This is a genomic window from Nostoc mirabile CHAB5784, from assembly GCF_020829645.1.
Classification (GTDB): Bacteria; Cyanobacteriota; Cyanobacteriia; order Cyanobacteriales; family Nostocaceae; genus Nostoc; species Nostoc mirabile.
Window position 1 is genome coordinate 1 of sequence record NZ_JAIVFS010000011.1, and the last position, 18877, is coordinate 18877.

At 41.4% G+C, this 18877-nt stretch carries 13 protein-coding genes and 1 pseudogene; 8 read left to right on the forward strand and 6 right to left on the reverse strand.

The features are described from left to right. Positions 1-1132 precede the first annotated feature (1132 nt). A pseudogene (locus tag LC653_RS10035) lies at positions 1133-3172 on the forward strand (hybrid sensor histidine kinase/response regulator). Here LC653_RS10035 and LC653_RS10040 read toward each other — a convergent pair. Beyond that, positions 3162-3590 (reverse strand): KTSC domain-containing protein, encoded by a 429-nt coding sequence (locus tag LC653_RS10040; protein WP_229494340.1) that lies wholly within the window; start codon positions 3588-3590, stop codon positions 3162-3164. The pseudogene LC653_RS10035 and the gene LC653_RS10040 sit on opposite strands and share 11 nt — an antisense overlap. A 501-nt stretch (positions 3591-4091) precedes the next feature. On the opposite strand from LC653_RS10040, the gene LC653_RS10045 reads away from it, so the two are divergent. Further along, positions 4092-5063: an alpha/beta fold hydrolase gene (locus tag LC653_RS10045; RefSeq protein WP_229494341.1), complete on the forward strand. Its 972-nt coding sequence runs from the start codon at positions 4092-4094 to the stop codon at positions 5061-5063. Positions 5064-5095: 32 nt separating this feature from the next. On the opposite strand, the gene LC653_RS10050 is transcribed toward LC653_RS10045, so the two are convergent. Next, positions 5096-6715, reverse strand: coding sequence for a 2-isopropylmalate synthase (locus LC653_RS10050; protein ID WP_233718171.1), 1620 nt, complete (start codon positions 6713-6715; stop codon positions 5096-5098). 89 nt (positions 6716-6804) lie between these two features. Between LC653_RS10050 and LC653_RS10055 the strand changes: the two genes are divergently transcribed. After that, positions 6805-7485 (forward strand): GntR family transcriptional regulator, encoded by a 681-nt coding sequence (locus tag LC653_RS10055; protein WP_229494342.1) that lies wholly within the window; start codon positions 6805-6807, stop codon positions 7483-7485. A 172-nt stretch (positions 7486-7657) separates the two neighbouring features. Beyond that, positions 7658-8101 carry a (2Fe-2S) ferredoxin domain-containing protein gene (locus LC653_RS10060; RefSeq protein WP_229494343.1) on the forward strand — a complete coding sequence of 148 codons (444 nt, stop codon included), beginning with the start codon at positions 7658-7660 and terminating at the stop codon, positions 8099-8101. A gap of 306 nt (positions 8102-8407) precedes the next feature. On the opposite strand, the gene LC653_RS10065 is transcribed toward LC653_RS10060, so the two are convergent. Then, a complete protein-coding gene (locus LC653_RS10065) occupies positions 8408-8944 on the reverse strand; it encodes a nucleotidyltransferase family protein (RefSeq protein ID WP_229494344.1) in 537 nt (178 codons plus the stop codon). Between the two features lie 185 nt (positions 8945-9129). Between LC653_RS10065 and LC653_RS10070 the strand changes: the two genes are divergently transcribed. Further along, positions 9130-10392, forward strand: coding sequence for a plasmid pRiA4b ORF-3 family protein (locus LC653_RS10070; protein WP_229494345.1), 1263 nt, complete (start codon positions 9130-9132; stop codon positions 10390-10392). 703 nt (positions 10393-11095) lie between these two features. After that, positions 11096-11773 carry a cob(I)yrinic acid a,c-diamide adenosyltransferase gene (gene cobO / locus LC653_RS10075; RefSeq protein ID WP_229494346.1) on the forward strand — a complete coding sequence of 226 codons (678 nt, stop codon included), beginning with the start codon at positions 11096-11098 and terminating at the stop codon, positions 11771-11773. Positions 11774-11781: 8 nt separating this feature from the next. On the opposite strand, the gene LC653_RS10080 is transcribed toward cobO, so the two are convergent. Beyond that, positions 11782-12483 (reverse strand): hypothetical protein, encoded by a 702-nt coding sequence (locus LC653_RS10080; protein WP_229494347.1) that lies wholly within the window; start codon positions 12481-12483, stop codon positions 11782-11784. A 1118-nt stretch (positions 12484-13601) separates the two neighbouring features. On the opposite strand from LC653_RS10080, the gene LC653_RS10085 reads away from it, so the two are divergent. Both LC653_RS10085 and LC653_RS10090 read left to right on the forward strand, forming a co-directional pair. Beyond that, the gene (locus LC653_RS10085; protein ID WP_229494348.1) at positions 13602-14246 is read left to right on the forward strand and encodes a hypothetical protein; all 645 of its coding nucleotides are present in this window, start codon (positions 13602-13604) and stop codon (positions 14244-14246) included. After that, positions 14236-16278 carry a tetratricopeptide repeat protein gene (locus LC653_RS10090; protein WP_229494349.1) on the forward strand — a complete coding sequence of 681 codons (2043 nt, stop codon included), beginning with the start codon at positions 14236-14238 and terminating at the stop codon, positions 16276-16278. Before LC653_RS10085 ends, LC653_RS10090 begins: the two co-directional genes overlap by 11 nt. A 373-nt stretch (positions 16279-16651) precedes the next feature. On the opposite strand, the gene LC653_RS10095 is transcribed toward LC653_RS10090, so the two are convergent. After that, positions 16652-16957 (reverse strand): type II toxin-antitoxin system RelE/ParE family toxin, encoded by a 306-nt coding sequence (locus tag LC653_RS10095; protein ID WP_229494350.1) that lies wholly within the window; start codon positions 16955-16957, stop codon positions 16652-16654. Positions 16958-17480: 523 nt separating this feature from the next. Continuing rightward, on the reverse strand, positions 17481-18464 hold the full coding sequence (locus LC653_RS10100; RefSeq protein WP_229494351.1) for an RNA polymerase sigma factor, RpoD/SigA family: 984 nt from the start codon (positions 18462-18464) through the stop codon (positions 17481-17483). Positions 18465-18877: the final 413 nt, after the last annotated feature.

An 18877-nucleotide genomic window follows, 5' to 3' on the forward strand; every position in this document is an offset into this window, starting at 1 on the left:
ATAAGTCTTGATTTCTCGTTTTGTGACATAGCTTTTTACCCCACTTCCATTCCTCTCCCCGAAGCGGAGAGAGGCTTTGAAACCCAGTTTTAGTTTTTCTGTGGTTGTATGAAACCACCCTGCCTCCTGCTTGCGGGGAGGGGATTAAGGGGTGGGGTTCTTCGGGTTTAATAAGTAATCAAGCGGACATGATATCAAACTCTTATTCCTCCGTGTCGCGCCAGTTGCTTCTCCCAAGGGGAGACGCTGCGCGAACAAGTCGGGGAACCCGCCCAACGCACTGGCTTCTCTGCGTCCTCTGTGGTTCTATTTTCCGTTGCTTGTGCGTAAGTCCTGAAATACAGCGTCCTTGTTAAATCCCCATAAATAAATTTATGGGGATTATTTCCCAATACGCTTGGGTTAAGCCTAAAACTCTTTATCAAAGTCAAATTTTTAACGTAGACGCAAAGCGGTGAAGCAGCGCGGTCTTCTCCCAAGGGGAGACGATGCCGCGCATAGCGCCGGCGGCAAGCGAGTCATCGAGCGTCTGGGGGTTTCCCCCATGAGCGACTGCTGTTAGCGCAGCGTTAGCGATAGCGCCGGCGGCAAGCGAGTCATCGAGCGTCGGTACGAGCGTCACCCGGAGGGCAAGCCGTCCGGCTACCGCTCCAGGCGCAGAGGAAACAGAGAGAAGAGAAAAAAATCCTTAACCCAAGCGTATTGGATTATTTCCTGCCTCCTTAATTTTGACTTTTGACTTCCCCGAACGCGAATTTATGTTGAGCGGAGTCGAAACACAGCGTCTCCAAGAGTTGGGGCTGACTTCCGCCTTGCGGTACTAGTTGCATATATTACCGCCTACTTAATCTTAGTGGAAGTAATTTTATCTGTTAATAAAAAATTATCAGGCTGTAAATCTTCTAAAATTTACTTAAAATTACCAAAACTCTTGTTCATCCTTCTTAAGGCATATTAGTATAATTAAAGCCATCAAGCTATATGCTGCTGATTTATTTAAATAATCTCATAGTGACTTCAATGAGCTATCAAGTGCAGTGACAGATGAATCCCTTACAGAAAGCGCTCTAAATCGACATTTTTTAGTAAAACGAGGGCAAGTTGTCATTCAACAAGAGTTAGGAACGATTTAATGAATTTTTTAGTGTGTAACAATGAAGCAGCGAGGCTTGAGGCTCTGCGTCAGTACCAGATTCTCGACACTCCACCAGAAGAAGCATTCGACGATCTAGCATTCTTAGCCGCACAGATTTGTAACACACCGATCGCCTTGATTAATCTAATTGACGCTAACCGTCAGTGGTTCAAAGCCAAGGTAGGGTTAGATGTACAGGAAATGCCACGAGATATTGGGTTCGGATCGATTTGTATGGAAAGTGGGGAAGTTTTAATTATTCCCGATACATTAGCTGATGAACGATTTGCTACGAATCCTATAGTTACTTATGCTGGACTTGGCGTAAGATTTTATGCAGGTGTACCTTTGTTAGCACCAGGGGGAGAAGCGATCGGGACTCTGTGTATAGGCGATCGCGTACCACGCCAAATCAGTCCCAAACAGGTGGAAGCACTGCAAGCTTTTAGCCGCCTGGTAGTTAGACAACTAGAAATCCGGCGGGAATTCGCTGAACTGGCAAGTATTAAACAGGAGTACAAGCAGGCACAAGAAGTATTGCTGGATATTGTCACTGATGCAATTGTCGTACAAGATTTGTCCAACAAAATTTTATTATGGAACAAAAATTCTGAGAAACTTTATGGCTGGAAGTCAGAAGAAGCCATAGGCAAGCAGTCAGATGAACTTTGGTTCGCTGAACCTTTGCCGCAAAACCTAGAAATTTATCAGACTGTGTTAAAGGATAGATATTGGCAAGGTGAGTTACAGAAAAGTAGCAAATCTGGCAAAAAAGTCATCGTTAAAAGTCGTTGGGCGCTGATAAATGATGAACATTCTCAAGCCAAATCAATCCTTGTTGTTGATACTGATATTACCCAGAAAAAACAACTAGAACAAGAATTTTTACGTGCTCAACGCATAGAAAGTATAGGCACTCTTGCTAGTGGTATTGCTCACGATTTAAATAATGTGTTGTCACCAATTTTGATGTCAGTGCATCTGCTCCAATCAAAAAGCTGCGATCAACAGATTAATCAGATGTTGTCAATAATAGAAAGCAATGCCAAACGTGGTACTGATTTGGTAAAGCAGGTGCTGTCATTTACTAGGGGAATTGAAGGCAATGTCCAAGGACAAGCCGCTACGCGCCAATGCACGGTTCTTCAAGTTAAACAACTGATTTTAGAAATGCAGCAAATTATCTCACAAACATTTCCCAAATCAATCGCAGTGTACACAGAAATTCAGGAGGACTTGTTACCTATTTGTGTCGATAGTACTCAATTGCATCAGGTACTGATTAATTTGTGTCTGAATGCGCGGGATGCCATGCCTACAGGCGGAACTTTAACAATATCTGCCGAGAATATTTGGATTGATAAAACTTATGCCAGTATGCATATAGAAGCTACAGTTGGTGCTTACATTGTTCTGACAGTTGCTGATACCGGGCTGGGAATCAACAGTGAAATATTAGATAGAATTTTTGAACCATTTTTTACAACAAAAGAGTTGGGTAAAGGTACAGGACTTGGGTTATCAACAGTAATGAGAATTATTCAAGAACACAATGGTTTTATCACTGTATCAAGTTTTGTAGGCAAGGGGACAAAGTTTAAGGTGTACTTACCAGCAGTTAATTAAGTTCCAATCCACTTGTTAGAAGATACGGAAATACCAACTGGCTCTGGAGAATGTATTTTGGTTGTAGATGATGAAGCTTCCATTCAGGAAATTACTAAAACATCGCTATAAAATTATAATTACACGGCAATGACTGCTGGTAATGGCATCGAAGCATTAGCAATTTATGCCCAGCATAAAGATAAAATTAGCGCCGCAATTATCGATATGATGATGTCCAATATGGATGGAGCAACTACCATTCGGAGATTGCAAAATATCAATCCGTTATTGCCGATTATTATTGTTAGTGGACTGGCAACAAGTGAACAAGTACCAATCGACAAAATAGATGAACATACAGCCTTTTTACCCAAACCCTACACAACGCAAGAATTATTGAAAACCCTACATGGAGTTATTAGTCAATAGTATAATCTGCATTATCTAGACGATCGCAGTCATATCTACCTTTAATCTCTTGATTATAAAAGCTGCCAATTGAGTCAGAGGCATGTAAATCTGACCAAGTATCCTCGTCTACACCTAAGTACTGATAAACGGCTCCACTTTGAAACTCAACTTGCAAAATGTGTTCGTCGCGATCGTAGCCTACAGCGATCGCCATTGATGAGCTAACTGGTAACATAGCAATTGGTTCTTCTTTAAAGGGTAGCGCAGGCGTTTGGGCAATCGCCTCGTTCAGTTCTTGCAATCCTTCATAAGCTTGTACTGGCGCTGGAATTTCCAAAAACTCTAGTTCGTCGCCTCGATCTAGCAACAACTGCAAATATCCATCAGAGTGAGCGATCGCAACTAAACTGCTCAAGTCTACCTTAGATAGCTTCATTTATTTTGTACTCTCTTGTTGGCGTAGTCGGGTGTTTAAAGTTTTATGCAACACGTAAGTAGTTTATTAGTACAAATATACTAATAAAGCATTTCGCTGTCAAGTTTTTTCTACCTAGAGAGAATTTACTGATCCCAACTGTATTACTCTAAGTAAGTTGGCACAATAAAACCCTTTTTTCCCCCTGCCCCCTTCCCTGCCTTATCCCAACAATAATTATTTACGCCGACCTACTTATTGGCTTGCGACCAAAGGTATAAAAAATTGTGACATCGTTCCAAATGCCTTGTTCCTTTTAGAGCTAGTCGTCCAATTTTAGATTTTGGATTTTAGATTTTGGATTGATTCCATAAAGAAAAAGGTCAAACCAATTATTCAAGTTTAATAATCCTCAAAAAAAGCATTAATATCATCTATTAAGATAAGATGGAGCGATTACAAAATTCGTTCAACTGATTGGACTGAACATCCAACCACTGCACCTGTCATCAAACAAGAAGAATGATGCAAGCAATAAATCATCGCTTGATTGAGACTAACGGCATCAAAATGCATATTGCTGAACAAGGTCGAGGAAACCTTGTAATCCTATGTCATGGGTTTCCAGAATGCTGGTACTCTTGGCGACATCAGCTTGTAGCCCTTGCAGAAGCTGGATTCCACGTTGTTGCGCCCGATATACGTGGTTACGGGCAAACCGACCAACCAGAGTCAGTTGAGGCATATAATATACTGGAGCTAACTAGCGATATCGTTGGGCTAGTTCATGCTCTCGATCAAGAACAAGCCATCATCGTCGGGCACGATCAAGGTGCAACTTTAGCTTGGCATTGTGCGTTGTTACGTCCAGATTTGTTTAAAGCGATCGCTTTACTAAGTGTCCCTTATCGCGCTAGAGCCTGGGAAAGTAGACCGCCAACAGAAATGCTAAAACGGATGTCGGGTGAGCAACAGTTTTATATGTTGTATTTCCAGGAACCTGGTAAAGCGGAGGCAGAACTAGAAGCTAACGTTCGTAAGTCTCTTCGGATGATGCTCTATTCTGCCGCCGGAGATGCACCTCCTGAAGAAAGATGGCAGTTTCTGTTCGACAAATCAGAAAAATTTCTAGACACTTTAACAGAACCAGAGCAGCTTCCGAGTTGGTTGAGCGAGCAAGACCTTGATTTTTTCACCCAAGAGTTTGAGCGAACCGGATTTCGAGGCGGGTTAGCTCGATATCGAAACCTGGACAGAGATTGGGAACTCACGCGCTTTTTGAGTGGCGCAAAGCTCCAACAACCTGCTTTGTTTGTTGGGGGAGAGTTCGATGCAGTTGTGACCAGAAATCGAGAACTCGTCAACAATTTAGAAAAAACAGTGCCGAACTTGAGAAAAAAGGTATTGCTGCCAAACGCCGGACATTGGATTCAGCAGGAACAACCTGCTGAGATTAATCGGTTGCTGATCGAGTTTTTAACGAACCCGGCATAACCAGTCTCTTGCAGCAGGCAAAGTTCCTTCGTCTATCGTTTAAGTTCTTTCGCAGCCGCTACTGGTGTTTGACTCTGGGTTTGTAAGTAACGATAAAGCCGATTCAATGCGTTTATATACGCGTAAGCTGCTGCCACCACAATATCGGTATCAGATGCTTGCCCAGAAAATATCCGCTCTTGATGCCCTATCCGAACTGTAACAGTTCCTAATGCATCAATCCCGCCAGTCACAGATTGGACGGAAAATTCAATTAGTTGATTGGAAATCTGCACCAATCGATTGATTGCTTGATACACCGCATCCACTGGGCCAGTGCCTACACTCGCATCTGTGAGGATTTTACCTTCAGGGGTAACAATTGTAATGGTTGCAGTTGGGCAAGTGCAGTCACCGCATATCACCTGGACGTGTTCGATTTGAAAGCCGCTTTCTACTTGAATCTGCGTTTCATCTCGGACGATCGCTTCTAAATCCCAATCTGAGATTTCTTTTTTCTTATCGGCGACTTCTTTGAATCGATTGAAGGCTTTGTTCAAGTCTGCTTCGTTCAATTCAAAGCCCAACTCCTTAAGCCTGGTACGGAAAGCATTTCTTCCAGAGTGCTTGCCCAAAACAATGCGATTTTCTGGCAAACCGATCGCAGCAGCTTCCATAATTTCATAAGTCTGGCGGTGTTTGATGATCCCATCTTGGTGAATACCAGACTCATGGGCGAAAGCGTTTGCTCCCACGATCGCCTTATTGGGCTGAATCAGCATTCCGGTTAATTGGGAAACCAAGGATGAGGTTTTATAAATCTCCTGAGTCTTAATATTAGTCAGAGGTGTATCGCCATCAACCGGACGACCAAAGTAAGGATTGAAAAATGGTTTGCGAACCTGCAACGCCATCACAATTTCTTCTAATGCTGCATTACCTGCTCGTTCCCCAATGCCATTAATGGTACATTCCACCTGACGCACGCCATATTCAATTGCTGCCAAAGCGTTAGCTGTCGCCAAACCCAAATCATTTTGGGTGTGAATGGAAAGAATCACCCCATCGATATTAGGAACATGTTCTCGAATTCCCTGAATCAGAGTTCCGATTTCTTTGGGTGTGCAGTAACCAACGGTATCAGGAATATTAATTGTAGTTGCACCTGCTGCGATCGCTCTTTCCAAAACTTCATAAAGAAACTCTGGCTCAGTGCGGCTAGCATCCATTGGTGAAAATTCTACATCATCTACAAACGACTTAGCATAAGCAACCATTTCTGATGCGATCGCTAATACTTCGCTGCGAGACTTTTTCAACTGATATTTCAGATGAATATCAGAGGTAGAAATCATTGTGTGGATTCTGGGACGAGCCGCTCCCTTCAAAGCTTCGGCGGCGGCGTGAATATCTTGGCGAATGGCTCTAGCTAAACTGCAAATGATTGGCCCACCGGGTATGCCGACTTGTTCAGCAATGGTTTTAACAGCTTGAAAATCTCCCGGACTAGCAACGGCAAAACCTGCTTCAATCACATCGACACCAAGGAGAGCTAGTTGATGAGCGATCGCCAGCTTTTCTTCTACATTCAGGGTTGCGCCCGGTGACTGTTCGCCATCCCGTAGCGTGGTGTCGAAGATGATAACTCGGTCTGGTTGAGATGCGATGCTCATAATTGTCTCCCGTGGTATTGAAGGGATGTTTAAAAAACTTACTTTGGATATTGTATACAATTTTTCTGATTTTGTATACAATATAAAATATGAACTTAAATGACCTAGCAGCGAATGTGCTGCAACAACAACGCAGTACCCCAGATTTAATTGCCGATGCTTTGCGGGAAGCGATTCTTTGCGGTATATTTCAGGAAGGACAATCCCTGAGACAGGATGAAATCGCCACTCAGTTTGGAGTCAGTCGTATTCCCGTGCGTGAAGCGCTCAAGCAGTTAGAAGCAGAAGGATTGGTGACACTGCATTTAAATCGTGGTGCGATCGTATCGGTGTTGACAGCACAAGAGGCGCAAGAAATCTGTGAAATTCGCAGCGCCTTGGAAGTGAAAGCGATGCAGTTGGCAATACCCAAGTTCAGGGAAACAGATATAGAAAAAGCTGCTGTGATTCTGGAAGCGACAGATCAAGCAACTGATGCAGGTGTGTTGGCGAAACTCAACTGGGAATTTCATGCGACACTGTACGCCACTGCTGAACGTCCCCGGTTGCTGACAATGATTAAAACTTTACACGTTAATTGCGATCGCTATGTCCGCGTACAATTAGCGCAGATGGATTATCAGGAGCGATCGCAAAAAGAACACTATCAACTCTTAGATGCTTGTCAAAAGCAGGATACAAAAACTGCTGTCAGGTTACTAAAACGACACATTGAGACCGCAGGAGAACAGCTAATTGCATACTTGCAGCAAATTGCTCAGAAACGCTGATTATTTAATGATTTAGCAGAACAGACTAAACGCGAAAATTACACTATCCTGTTCAACAAACCTCTCCCTAAGTTCAACTCTATCCCTCTCCGCCTCGGAGAGGGACGGTTTTACGTAGTAAAACCAGGGAGAGGTCTTTTTAAGTTGTTCAGAAAAATAAGTAGGATCGTCCATGAAAAAACTGATCCAGCGTATTAAAAGATTGCTGCAACGTATCTTCAAGAGGTTTGCATCCAATTTTCAGCAAACATCGCCCTTAATAAATTCTCACCCCTTAGAAACTTCTATCAAGAGTGTTTCTCCCCGATGGGAGTCTGGTTTGGTGCTTGTGTGTTCACAATGTGCAAACGAGCGCTCAAATAGTTTTCATCCAACTAGTAGAAGCTCAACAGCTTCCGAAGACTTAGAGAATTGGTTAAAATCTCGTTTAAAATTTGAGGGATTATGGGGAAAATTTCGGGTTGTTAGCACCAGTTGTTTAGGGATTTGTCCAAAATCTGGCATTACTGTCGTTATTGTAAGTAATGGAAGTGGCGGTAATAGTCCATGCTTAATTGTAAATCCTCACAGCGATCGCGAACTTCTCTACTCACGCATAAAACAGAATAAAGAATGATTTTGCAGCTTTGTCAAAGCTTAGATTAGGATATTTTTTCATTAAATTATTGAATGTCAAACTGTGTTTTATATTGCACTATGGTCTGATTTCGCGCTGTTTGAGGTTGCGTTGAGAGAGGAGGCGGAGTACTTGAAGTGCAAGGTTAATAGCCCAACTCCACGCTTAGTTAACTAAAACCCTTTATCAGTCGTCTTGAGACGACTTTAGCTATTAGCCTCAGAATTCATTCTGAGGCGGTTGTTGAAACTGGTGCAAGATATTTAGTTGTAACCCAAACCAATGGCTACAACCCGACTATAACTTTTACGCCAACCGCAGATAAGGACACTTTTGCAAGAATGTAGCTGCCTTATTGTGGGCATCCAGGTTACCAATATGTGCTGGCGTAGGTCGAATAATGCCACCAAATAAGTCATCTAACCCGTAGGGAGTAAAAAATTGCCATTGACCTTGTGCATCTAGCCGAACTCCTACAGCAGTAGCAGTGTGCAGCCAATCTGTGATGCCATCCTCCGTACTAGTGTAGGGTCTGCTACCAAGTCGCCAACGAGCAAAACTAGCTTGATTTTTTATATCAAACTGTTCATGAGGAAATTGTTCTGTGAGAGTCGCCTTTGCTACTAGTTCTTGAGAACGGTTCCCCTCTATATCAAAGAATGCAATATCAAAATCTTTAATACCTAATTTACACTCATTGCCAAAAATTGAAGACCAAACAGTGTTTCGGACTGCACCCCCAGCTAACCACCAATTAGGTAAATTTAGTTGAGCGATCGCTCTTAATACTGTATCAATAGGTGTATCAGCTAAAATCATTTGTAGACTAGTGTTACTATTCATATCAAATTCCTGGGATTATCAACTAGAAGGTGAAAATATTATTCACATCTCATTAAGCTTACGGTCTTGATAGTCTTACGGTGACACTTGGCAGTTCAAGGTTTATTAGGGTAACTGCTGAAGTCATAGTATAAAGAGAACAGGGTTTTACGGAAGGTTAAATTGTGAATTTATAACTTTTATTTATGGAAGATTTATTTGCGCGGCTAGAACGCACATTCAATCCTGAACTGCCAACCCTTGCAGAGTCACAACAACAACTTCTACAAGAACTCAGCATTGATGAAAATCAACCTGGTACGATTCTGCATGACTTTCAAACCCTGATAGATTTCTTGCAACCAAATGGAGTAGAAGTTAGTAGTGTTAATAACCTTTTACCACTGAAAGTACTATCAGAAGTTAATTCTCGGTTAAGTCACCCAATTGAAACTAAACTCAAACGCCCCGTCCAGAAATCATACCCCTACATTAATGGACTATATCTGTTATTACGCAGTTCTGGGATAGCCCAAATTAAATCCCAAGGTAAGAAGCAAATTTTATTATTAGACACAGCCACCTTAGAATCATGGTCAAATCTCAATCCAACAGAACGCTATTTCAACTTATTAGAAGCCTGGTTTATTTGGGGAAATAACGAAATTTTGGGTGAGCATCAAGACTCATTCGGTAATTTATTTAGATGTATTCAACTTTGGCCTCGCGTCCCAGATAAAGGGTTAAAATTTCCTAAATATGAAGACCAACACAATATTAGTTATTACCCTGGTTTGCATAACGTTGCCCTGTTAGAGTTATTTGGATTGTTATCTATCAAGCAGGTAAAACCCCAAGAAGGTAAGGGGTGGCGTATTACCAGTTTACAACGCTTGCCTTTTGGGGATGCTCTGTTACAATTATTATTTCCGCTAGGTATACGAGGAGAATTACAGGATGATGTAAATGTGAATTTTGGAAAATTGCAGTCACATTTACAACCCTTTTTTCCAGAATGGAAGCATAATTTATTTGTTCCAAAGCAAGGCTTCACCGATGGTATTTATATTTTTAAAGTGTCTATTTCTCAGGCTTGGAGACGCATTGCCATACCAGCGAAAAAAACATTAGGCTGGCTAGCAGAAACAATTCTCGATGCTTTTGATTTTGATTACGACCATTTATATGAGTTTAGTTATAAAGACCGTTTTGGTCGCACAATTAAAATAGGTCATCCCTACATGGAAACACCCCCATTTGCTGACCAAGTGCAGATTGGTGATTTGTCTCTAGAACCGGATGCTAAAATGACCTATCTTTATGATTTTGGTGATAACTGGAAATTTGATGTGCAGTTAGAAGCAATTAATCAGCCTGATAATAAAATCAAAAAACCAAAGATTTTAGAAGTTCACGGAAATGCACCTCAACAATATTGGAGTGAGGATGAGGAGGATGAGGGAGAGTAATTTTACTATTTTAGTAACTCGATTTCTAAAATAGTATCCCTGTTAAATAATTCGTAATTCGTAATTCGTAATTCGTAATTCGTAATTACGTTTTGTGTTAGCGAAGCGTAAAGCCTTCGGCATAGCTTCGCTTAGAGCGAGTCTGCGAGCGTCCGGGGATTTAGACCCCGACACAAAACGTTCTGCCGTCGTTAGCCAGGGGACTTATATCATGTCCGTATAAATAGTTACGCTAACCACAGTCATTACACCCCACCCCCAACCCCTAAGAGCTTGCGGGGAGGGGAGACAAAGCATAGCTTTGGCGGGGTGGGGTTCTTCGGGTTTCATAAGTAATCAAGCGGACATGATATTAAACCCCCAAACTTAGTTAAAACTAATGTAACTTTCTAAACAAGTGATGAAATGATAATCTTTATCCTAACTAACTCGTCTGTCGAAGGAAATCTTAGTAAAATGATTTAATAAACCTATTAAATTATTTAAAATAGCAATATTGAACTCAAATTATAACCTGAGTTTGTATATCATAGAGTTTTACTTAGTTGTTTGCCAATGATGTTAAAAAATCTAACACGGTATCAATATTTTTCCATAAAATCTTACTGGACATATTCAAGTATGTCATTTCAGTAAAATCAGAGAATAAACTGAATTTCAGTTCATTATTGAAAGTTTTAACAGTTATTTGCACACAAAATTGATGAAAAACGATACACCAGAAGAATTAAACCCAGACAAAGAGATTGGGCGCTTGATTGATGAAGTCATGTCTTCATCTCTGACTGATGAACAGTACCGCAAAAAGATGCAGCGACGCAAAGAAGTGCAGGATCAACGCATAGCACAAGCTGTACCAGAAAAAGGATTAATTATTGTAAATACTGGTAATGGTAAAGGTAAAACTACTGCTGCTTTGGGGATGGTGTTACGATCGCTAGGTCACGGGTATAAAGTAGCGATCGTCCAATTTATCAAAGGTAGCTGGGAACCTTCAGAAAAAAGAGTTTTCAGTAATTGGGAAGACCAGTTAGAATTTCACGCAATGGGCGAAGGCTTTACCTGGGAAACTCAAGACCGCGATCGCGATCTCGATAAAGCTAGCGCCGCTTGGCAAAAATCATTAGAATATATTCGCAACCCAGACTTTCACATGGTGTTGTTAGACGAAATCAATATCGCCCTCAAAATGTCTTACTTAGAAGTAGAGGATGTTTTAGCGGGTTTGGCGCAAAAACCAGCTGATAAGCACGTTATTCTCACAGGTAGAGGCGCACCTGCTGCTTTAATTGAGCGTGCTGACCTCGTAACCGAAATGACACTAATTAAGCATCCTTTCCGCGATCAAGGTGTTAAAGCGCAACCAGGAATTGAGTATTAACTTAAAGATTACTTGCACATTTGCAACGTGCGGCGATCGCTAGCAGTGATAGAATTTAAGCGATGAAAGTCTTGCAGAGCCACTGAGTAAGGATAACTGCTTAACTCATCTTCACTCACTTGAGGCAGTCTATTGCTTGCAGCTACCTGATTCGACTGAGCAGAACTGGCTTGATTTGACGAACTATTAACCGTCATCGCCAACTCTCCTGATGGGTTGAGTGTACCCTGAAAACAATTAAACTCTGATTGGGGCATATACAATGCACCAGTGATCTTTTCCTGCTGCTTTTGAAATATGATGTAACCTTGACCAAGCTGGTTTGATTTTGGGGATTGACCATAGAGGTAAATCCCATCTTTTTCAGGAAAATCCACTTTTGGTAAAACTCCAGCATCTTTTGTAGCTTCCTGAGAACCTGGAACCAACGCTGTGGTTGCAGGTAATGTTTTTCCACTCTGATGGCCAAAAAGCCCTCTATCTCCAGAAGTTGCATTAAGTTGACTTCTCTGCTCTCTAACTCTTCTTAGCTGGGACAAAAGAGAGTTGTCGGTGGTTTTCTGAATTTGAGCCGATGATAATGAAGAATTTGTAACTGGTACTACTTGAGTCTGCTTGGCTATAAAGCCCAAACCGAGAAGTAAGCCTAAGCCTGCGAGAGAAATTCCCCATTGACGGGGAGATAAGAACTGATGAAGGTTGTTAAGCACCCTACTTCTCCTGTTAAAAAACGAACTAAGTTATTTAGAACTTGCTTCAAGCATAGCCTAGTCTTAATTGTTAAAGACTTTCTTAAAGACTTATATTACTATTGTCCAAAAAAGAAAACTGTCAAAAACTGAAGTTTTTATTTAATTTAGCTCAACAACCTTAGATTACCAGGGAGCATCCCAATGCAAGCAAATTTACCAAGTTAGCAGGTAGTCATTGCGAATGGAGCGTTCGCGGTAGCGTCTCGTAAGAGAAGCGGAATGAAGCAATCGCAAAGTCTAGATGCTGCGATTGCTTCGCTTCATTTCATTACGCTCGCAATGACAAAATATGTTTTTACACATTTGGGATGCTCCCGATTACCATCACTTAGAGTCTTTATTCTTCATTCAATAGATTCATCCCATTGGGTGAGGTTAATCACAAATTAAACCTTCTCAATTAACATTCAATTTTTTGACATCTTGCTTTTGAGATTTTTCAGGTGATAAAAATGCTGATTTCATCGGTCTTTCAGCAAGTTCAGCCCTTGCCTCTGCGATAATCTCTTCCCAACGCCAATTTCTGCGTAGGCGTAGCCCGCCGTAGGCATCGCTCCCTTGTTGCTTTCATAAAAAAGGATTACACCTTAGCTGAGTACTGAGTTTTGATGATAAATTTCTTACTCAATTATAAGTAATAGTCCTACAGTCAAAACAATTCTGGTACTTGCAGCTAGTCCCGTAGATAAAGCAAGACTGCGCCTAGACGTGAAAGTGCGTGAGATTGAGAAAGGGTTGCGACGGTGTAAATATCGTGACCAAATTAAGTTGCAATCTTGATGGGTTGTGGGGGTTTGGATACAATACAGTTCAGTTAGCGCCAAAAACCATAAACTGCGTAGGTTGGGTGGAGGAACGAAACCCAACCTACGACGCGGGTTTGTTGGGTAACACTTAAGTTCCACCCAACCTACGATTATCCTTAACCCAAGCGTATTGGGTTTGGATAAAATCATCCCTCTGCCCAGGAACGATCAATTGCTCAATTAAATATTATTGCCGCAGCAATTCAAGCGGTTACAAAAAAACAAATATTAGTAATTATTGATGATTTAGATAAACTTGATTTAGTAGTAGTGAATAATCTATTTAAAGATAATATTAAAGCTCTTTGCCTACCTGGATTTAGGATTATTTATACTATCCCCATCGCGGCTTTGCGGGAAACAGCACTCAAACCAACTATTGAAAATGAAACTAATGACCAAGTTGTGGCAATGCCTGTTTTAAAGTTATTTAAAAAAGGGGAGAGTCATTTAGCAAGTGCTACACCATTTCCAAAAACTTTGAATATTCTTTGTGAAATATTGACTAAACGAATCTCAAATAATTTACTCGAATCATCAACAGCAGAAAAAATAGTTTTAAATAGTGGTGGTGTGTTGCGGGAATTAATTCGCATTTCTAATGAATGTTGTCGGATTTGTCTGCGGTTAATTCGCCGGAGGCCAGAAGATAAAGTAATAATTAATGATGAAATTTTAGACCAAGCAATTAATAATATCCGCAATGATTTTGCTATGCCTTTAGGTAGTGTAGATTATCGAATTTTGCAAACAACTTATCAAAATTTTAAGCCAGAAGACCCGAAACAGCAAGAATTTCTCGATTTACTACACGGGCTTTATGTGCTTGAATATCGCAACCGTCAAAATTGGTATGATGTTCATCCTATTGTTGTCGAATTATTGCGTGAGGAGGGCTTAATTGATGACAGCTAATAATTATAATCAAAATATTAACCTTGATCAAAAAAATCAAGATGCTTTTGATGATTTAATTGTCTCCATTGAAGCAGGAGAAGGCAAATTTAATTTACTCATTGGTGTTTGTGATAATGCTGATTTTCGTAATAAAATAATTGACCGCTATGAAACAGAATTAAAACCTCATTTTTGTACTTATACTGTTACATTAAACGAACAAGAACCTAATTTAAAAGCCGCTATTCAACAACTCTTAGAAAAAGAAGAATGTCTACAACAGTATCAAGCGGCAGTGATAACTGTCACGGGTGCAGAAAAGTTGCTTTTTCTCAGACTGGGGGAAGAACAATCAGCACAAGAAAAGTTCTTTGGTTATTTGCAGTGGACAAGAGAAGGTTTGGGGAAATTTCCCTTTGCGATTGTCCTGTGGGTGACGCATCAATTGATGATTAATTTAATCAAAAAAGCGCCGGATTTTTGGAGTTGGCGTAATGGAGTATTTCGGTTTGTTTCCCATGCTAAAAATGTAATTTCTGCGAGAGAAGTTGAGGCGATACGTTTTGCACTAACAAGTACGGAATTAGAAAACTTTAATAGTGATAATGACTATTTTTTACCCATTGAAGATTTACAAAGATTAATTCAGCAAATAGAACAGCAAAGCGAAATTAAAGACGCGAAATTAGGAAGTTTGTATATTACATTGGCGAATATTTACAAACAGAGATTAGACAGAGGTGAAGCCCAGGACTATCAACAAGAATTAGATTTAGCAATTAAGTATATTTATAAAGCGCTAGAATTGCAAAAAGAATTAGGGTTAGAGGAAGATATCGCCACTAGCCTCAACAACCTAGCGTTACTCTACAAATCCCAAGGCAGATACAGCGAAGCCGAACCCCTTTACATCCAAGCTTTGGCACTCTGGCGTCAACTGCTGGGAGAATCACATCCATCTGTCGCCTCTAGCCTCAATAACCTAGCGTCACTCTACAAATCCCAAGGCAGATACAGCGAAGCCGAACCCCTTTACATCCAAGCTTTGGCACTCTGGCGTCAACTGCTGGGTGAAGAACATCCAAATGTCGCCTCTAGCCTCAACAACCTAGCCTATCTCTACTACTTCCAAGGCAGATACAGCGAAGCCGAACTCCTTTTCACCCAAACTTTGGCACTCAGGCGTCAACTGCTCGGAGATGAACATCCAGATGTCGCACAAAGCTTCGACAACCTAGCGTTACTCTACCACTCCCAAGGCAGATACAGCGAAGCTGAACCCCTTTACATCCAAGCTTTGGCACTCTGGCGTCAACTGCTGGGTGAAGAACATCCAAATGTCGCCTCTAGCCTCAACAACCTAGCCTATCTCTACTACTTCCAAGGCAGATACAGCGAAGCCGAACTCCTTTTCACCCAAACTTTGGCACTCAGGCGTCAACTGCTCGGAGATGAACATCCAGATGTCGCACAAAGCTTCGACAACCTAGCGTTACTCTACCACTCCCAAGGCAAATACAGGGAAGCTGAACCCCTTTTCATCCAAGCTTTGGCACTCACGCGTCAACTGCTGGGAGAATCACATCCAGATGTCGCCTCTAGCCTCAACAACCTAGCTAATCTCTACTACTCCCAAGGCAGATACAGCGAAGCTGAACCCCTTTTCATCCAAGCTTTGGCACTCAGACGTCAACTGCTCGGAAATGAACATCCAGATGTCGCCTCTAGCCTCAACAAGCTAGCGTTACTCTACCACTCCCAAGGCAAATACAGCGAAGCCGAACCCCTTTTCATCCAAGCTTTGGCACTCAGGCGTCAACTGCTCGGAAATGAACATCCAGATGTCGCCACTAGCCTCAATAACCTAGCGTTACTCTACTACTCCCAAGGCAGATACAGCGAAGCTGAACCCCTTTACATCCAAGCTTTAGATATTTTTGAGCGACAGTTAGGGGTGAATCATCCTAATACTGTTACTACTGGTGACAATTTAGCATATCTTCGCGTAGGCGAAGCCCGCCGCAGGCATCGCCTCCCCCCACCACAGTAAAATTTGACTTTTTAGCAAAGCGTACCATGCTAAAACTTAGACACGCGATTCGCCTAGACTAAAATTCATATTGAATTAAGTAAAAATGCCTGATTGCTTACTCAAAAGAAGCTTTTACTTCTTCAAAAGCAGCTTTTAATTTCGCATTTTAGTGTTTTCCACAAACAAAAGCAGCTTTTACTTCTTCAAAAGCAGCTTTTAATTTCGCATTTTAGTGTTTTCCACAAACAAAAGCAGCTTTTACTTCTTCAAAAGCAGCTTTTACTTTCTCATTTTAGTGTTTTCCGCAAGTAAAAGTAGCTCTTACTTTCTCAAAAGAAGCTTTTACTTTCTCAATTGCCTGAATGTTTTCTCATTTGAGTAATTCACGCATTCATTTTGGTATATCATTGAGCCGAATGCCTGCGTAGGCGTAGCCCGTCGGAGACATCGCACGATAGAAAATCAGATAATCATCTACAGCAAAGCTACGTAATAAAGGTAAAAGTTCATTACGCTTGCGTCCCATATTGGGAAAATTTGCTAAATTACTGCACTTTTCGTTAATTTTCTTGAGCAAAGGCTCCGCAGCATCAAAACTACTAATGATGGGCTTGCATCCGGTGACAATGCGATCGCATCCCAATACTGCGTAGGTTTTGAAGATTTGTAGGTTGGGTTGAACTTTAGTGTTACCCAACAAATCCCTGAAAATGTTGGGTTTCGTTCCTCAACCCAACCTACATTGGAGTTATTTTTTAGGCAAAACCTACGCAGTATTGGATCGCATCCGACCTACAACCATTAAAATCAGTGAACAGTCAACAGTTATCAGTAGACCTCTTGCAAAAGTCGAACATCCGCCCGAAAATAAATTTTCGGGCTAATAGCTCAAGTCGGTTTAAACCGACTAATAACAATAATTTTAGTCCGTTTAAACGGACTTTTGCTATAAGAGAGGGACTTGAGTCCCTGGCGGATCAAGGATTTTCGCAAGAGGTTTAGTTATCACAATAACTCTCTCAGGGATTTGAAGAAAGACACCAAACACACCACTTGCTTAGTTGTGGGGGACTCTGACTCCCAATTGACAATCAAATTCTTAACTGATAACTGATAACTGATAACTGTTAATTAGGTTATCAGCATAAAAAAATAGCCCCCTGAATTCAGGAGGCGCATCACCAAGGGGTGTAGAGACGCGGCATTTCGCGTCTCTCATTTTAACTAGCAACGTATTCTTGGACATTGGCACGACGGCGACGCAGATGAGCCAAAGCTTGATGCTCTAACTGGCGGACGCGTTCACGGCTGAGATTCAATCTCTCACCCACTTTCGCCAATGACATTTCATTACCATCTTCTAAACCAAAGCGCAGGGCTAAAACTTGTCGCTGTTGCGGAGTCAGTTCTGCTAGCAGGTTGTTCAAGTCTTGACGTAAGAATTCCTGGTTGGTGTAATACTCTGGTGATGGACCGTCATCTTCGAGCATTTCTTGCAACTCAGTATCCTGGTTATCGCCAACTTTAACATCCAAAGAGACTGGTTGACGCGCCATGTTCAGGTACTCGCGGATCTGAGCAGGTTCTATTTCCAGTTCTTTGGCAATTTCTGCTGGAGTAGGCGATCGCCCCAAGGTTTGAGCCAATTCGCGCTGCACTTTCTTGATTTTATTCAGTTTTTCGGTAATGTGGATCGGTAACCGGATGGTGCGACCTTGTTGAGCGATCGCACGGGTAATGGCTTGGCGAATCCACCAGTAAGCATAGGTTGAGAACTTATAACCCCTCATTGGGTCAAATTTCTCTACACCCCGCTCTAATCCTAGTGTTCCTTCCTGGATTAAATCCAGAAACTCCATATTCCGCTTTTGGTACTTTTTGGCAATAGCAACGACCAAGCGCAAATTCGCTTCGATCATTTTTTGCTTTGCCCGCTTCCCTTGCGCCACCGTTTGTTGTACCTCGGTTTCCGATTGTTGAACGTGGTCAGCCCACTCTGACATATTCGGTTCGCGGTGCAGTTTCTTCGCCAAAGCTTCCTTGGCGTCGATGAACTTCATCATTTGTTGCACCTGCTTCCCATAGACAATCTCTTGTTCACGGGTTAGCAGTGGTACACGACCAATTTCTCGCAGATAGGTTCGCACCATATCAGCCGTGAATTTGGTATTGAGGTTTTCCGTTTGGGTGTTGACAGTAGGCATTGATGTGTTATCCTCTACTCCGTAAACACAATGTATCTTTTCTTACTAAAGTCAATGGAGAAAGGTAGTACATCTATCACGAAATATTAGGAGCTATCAAAAGTAATCATCAATTGATCTAGCCGTTGTTGAGACGTAAACTCCCAATGATAGGTTCCCCTACCTTCCCTAAATTTTCAATCTCTTAAATTTTTAATCTCTATATAAGCACGCTGGTTGTTTTTGAGAATTCTTCTTTTAGGCAGTTACTGATAGCAGATGAAATCCGAAGTCGGTATGAGTTCCATTTACTTTATAGTACGATAAATCAGGCAAATAGTAAAGTATTTTAAGATAAAATCTTTAATTATAATTCAAAATTGCCGATTTGCAAAAAAAAATAAACTTCCTTGAAATTACTGACTATATCTATA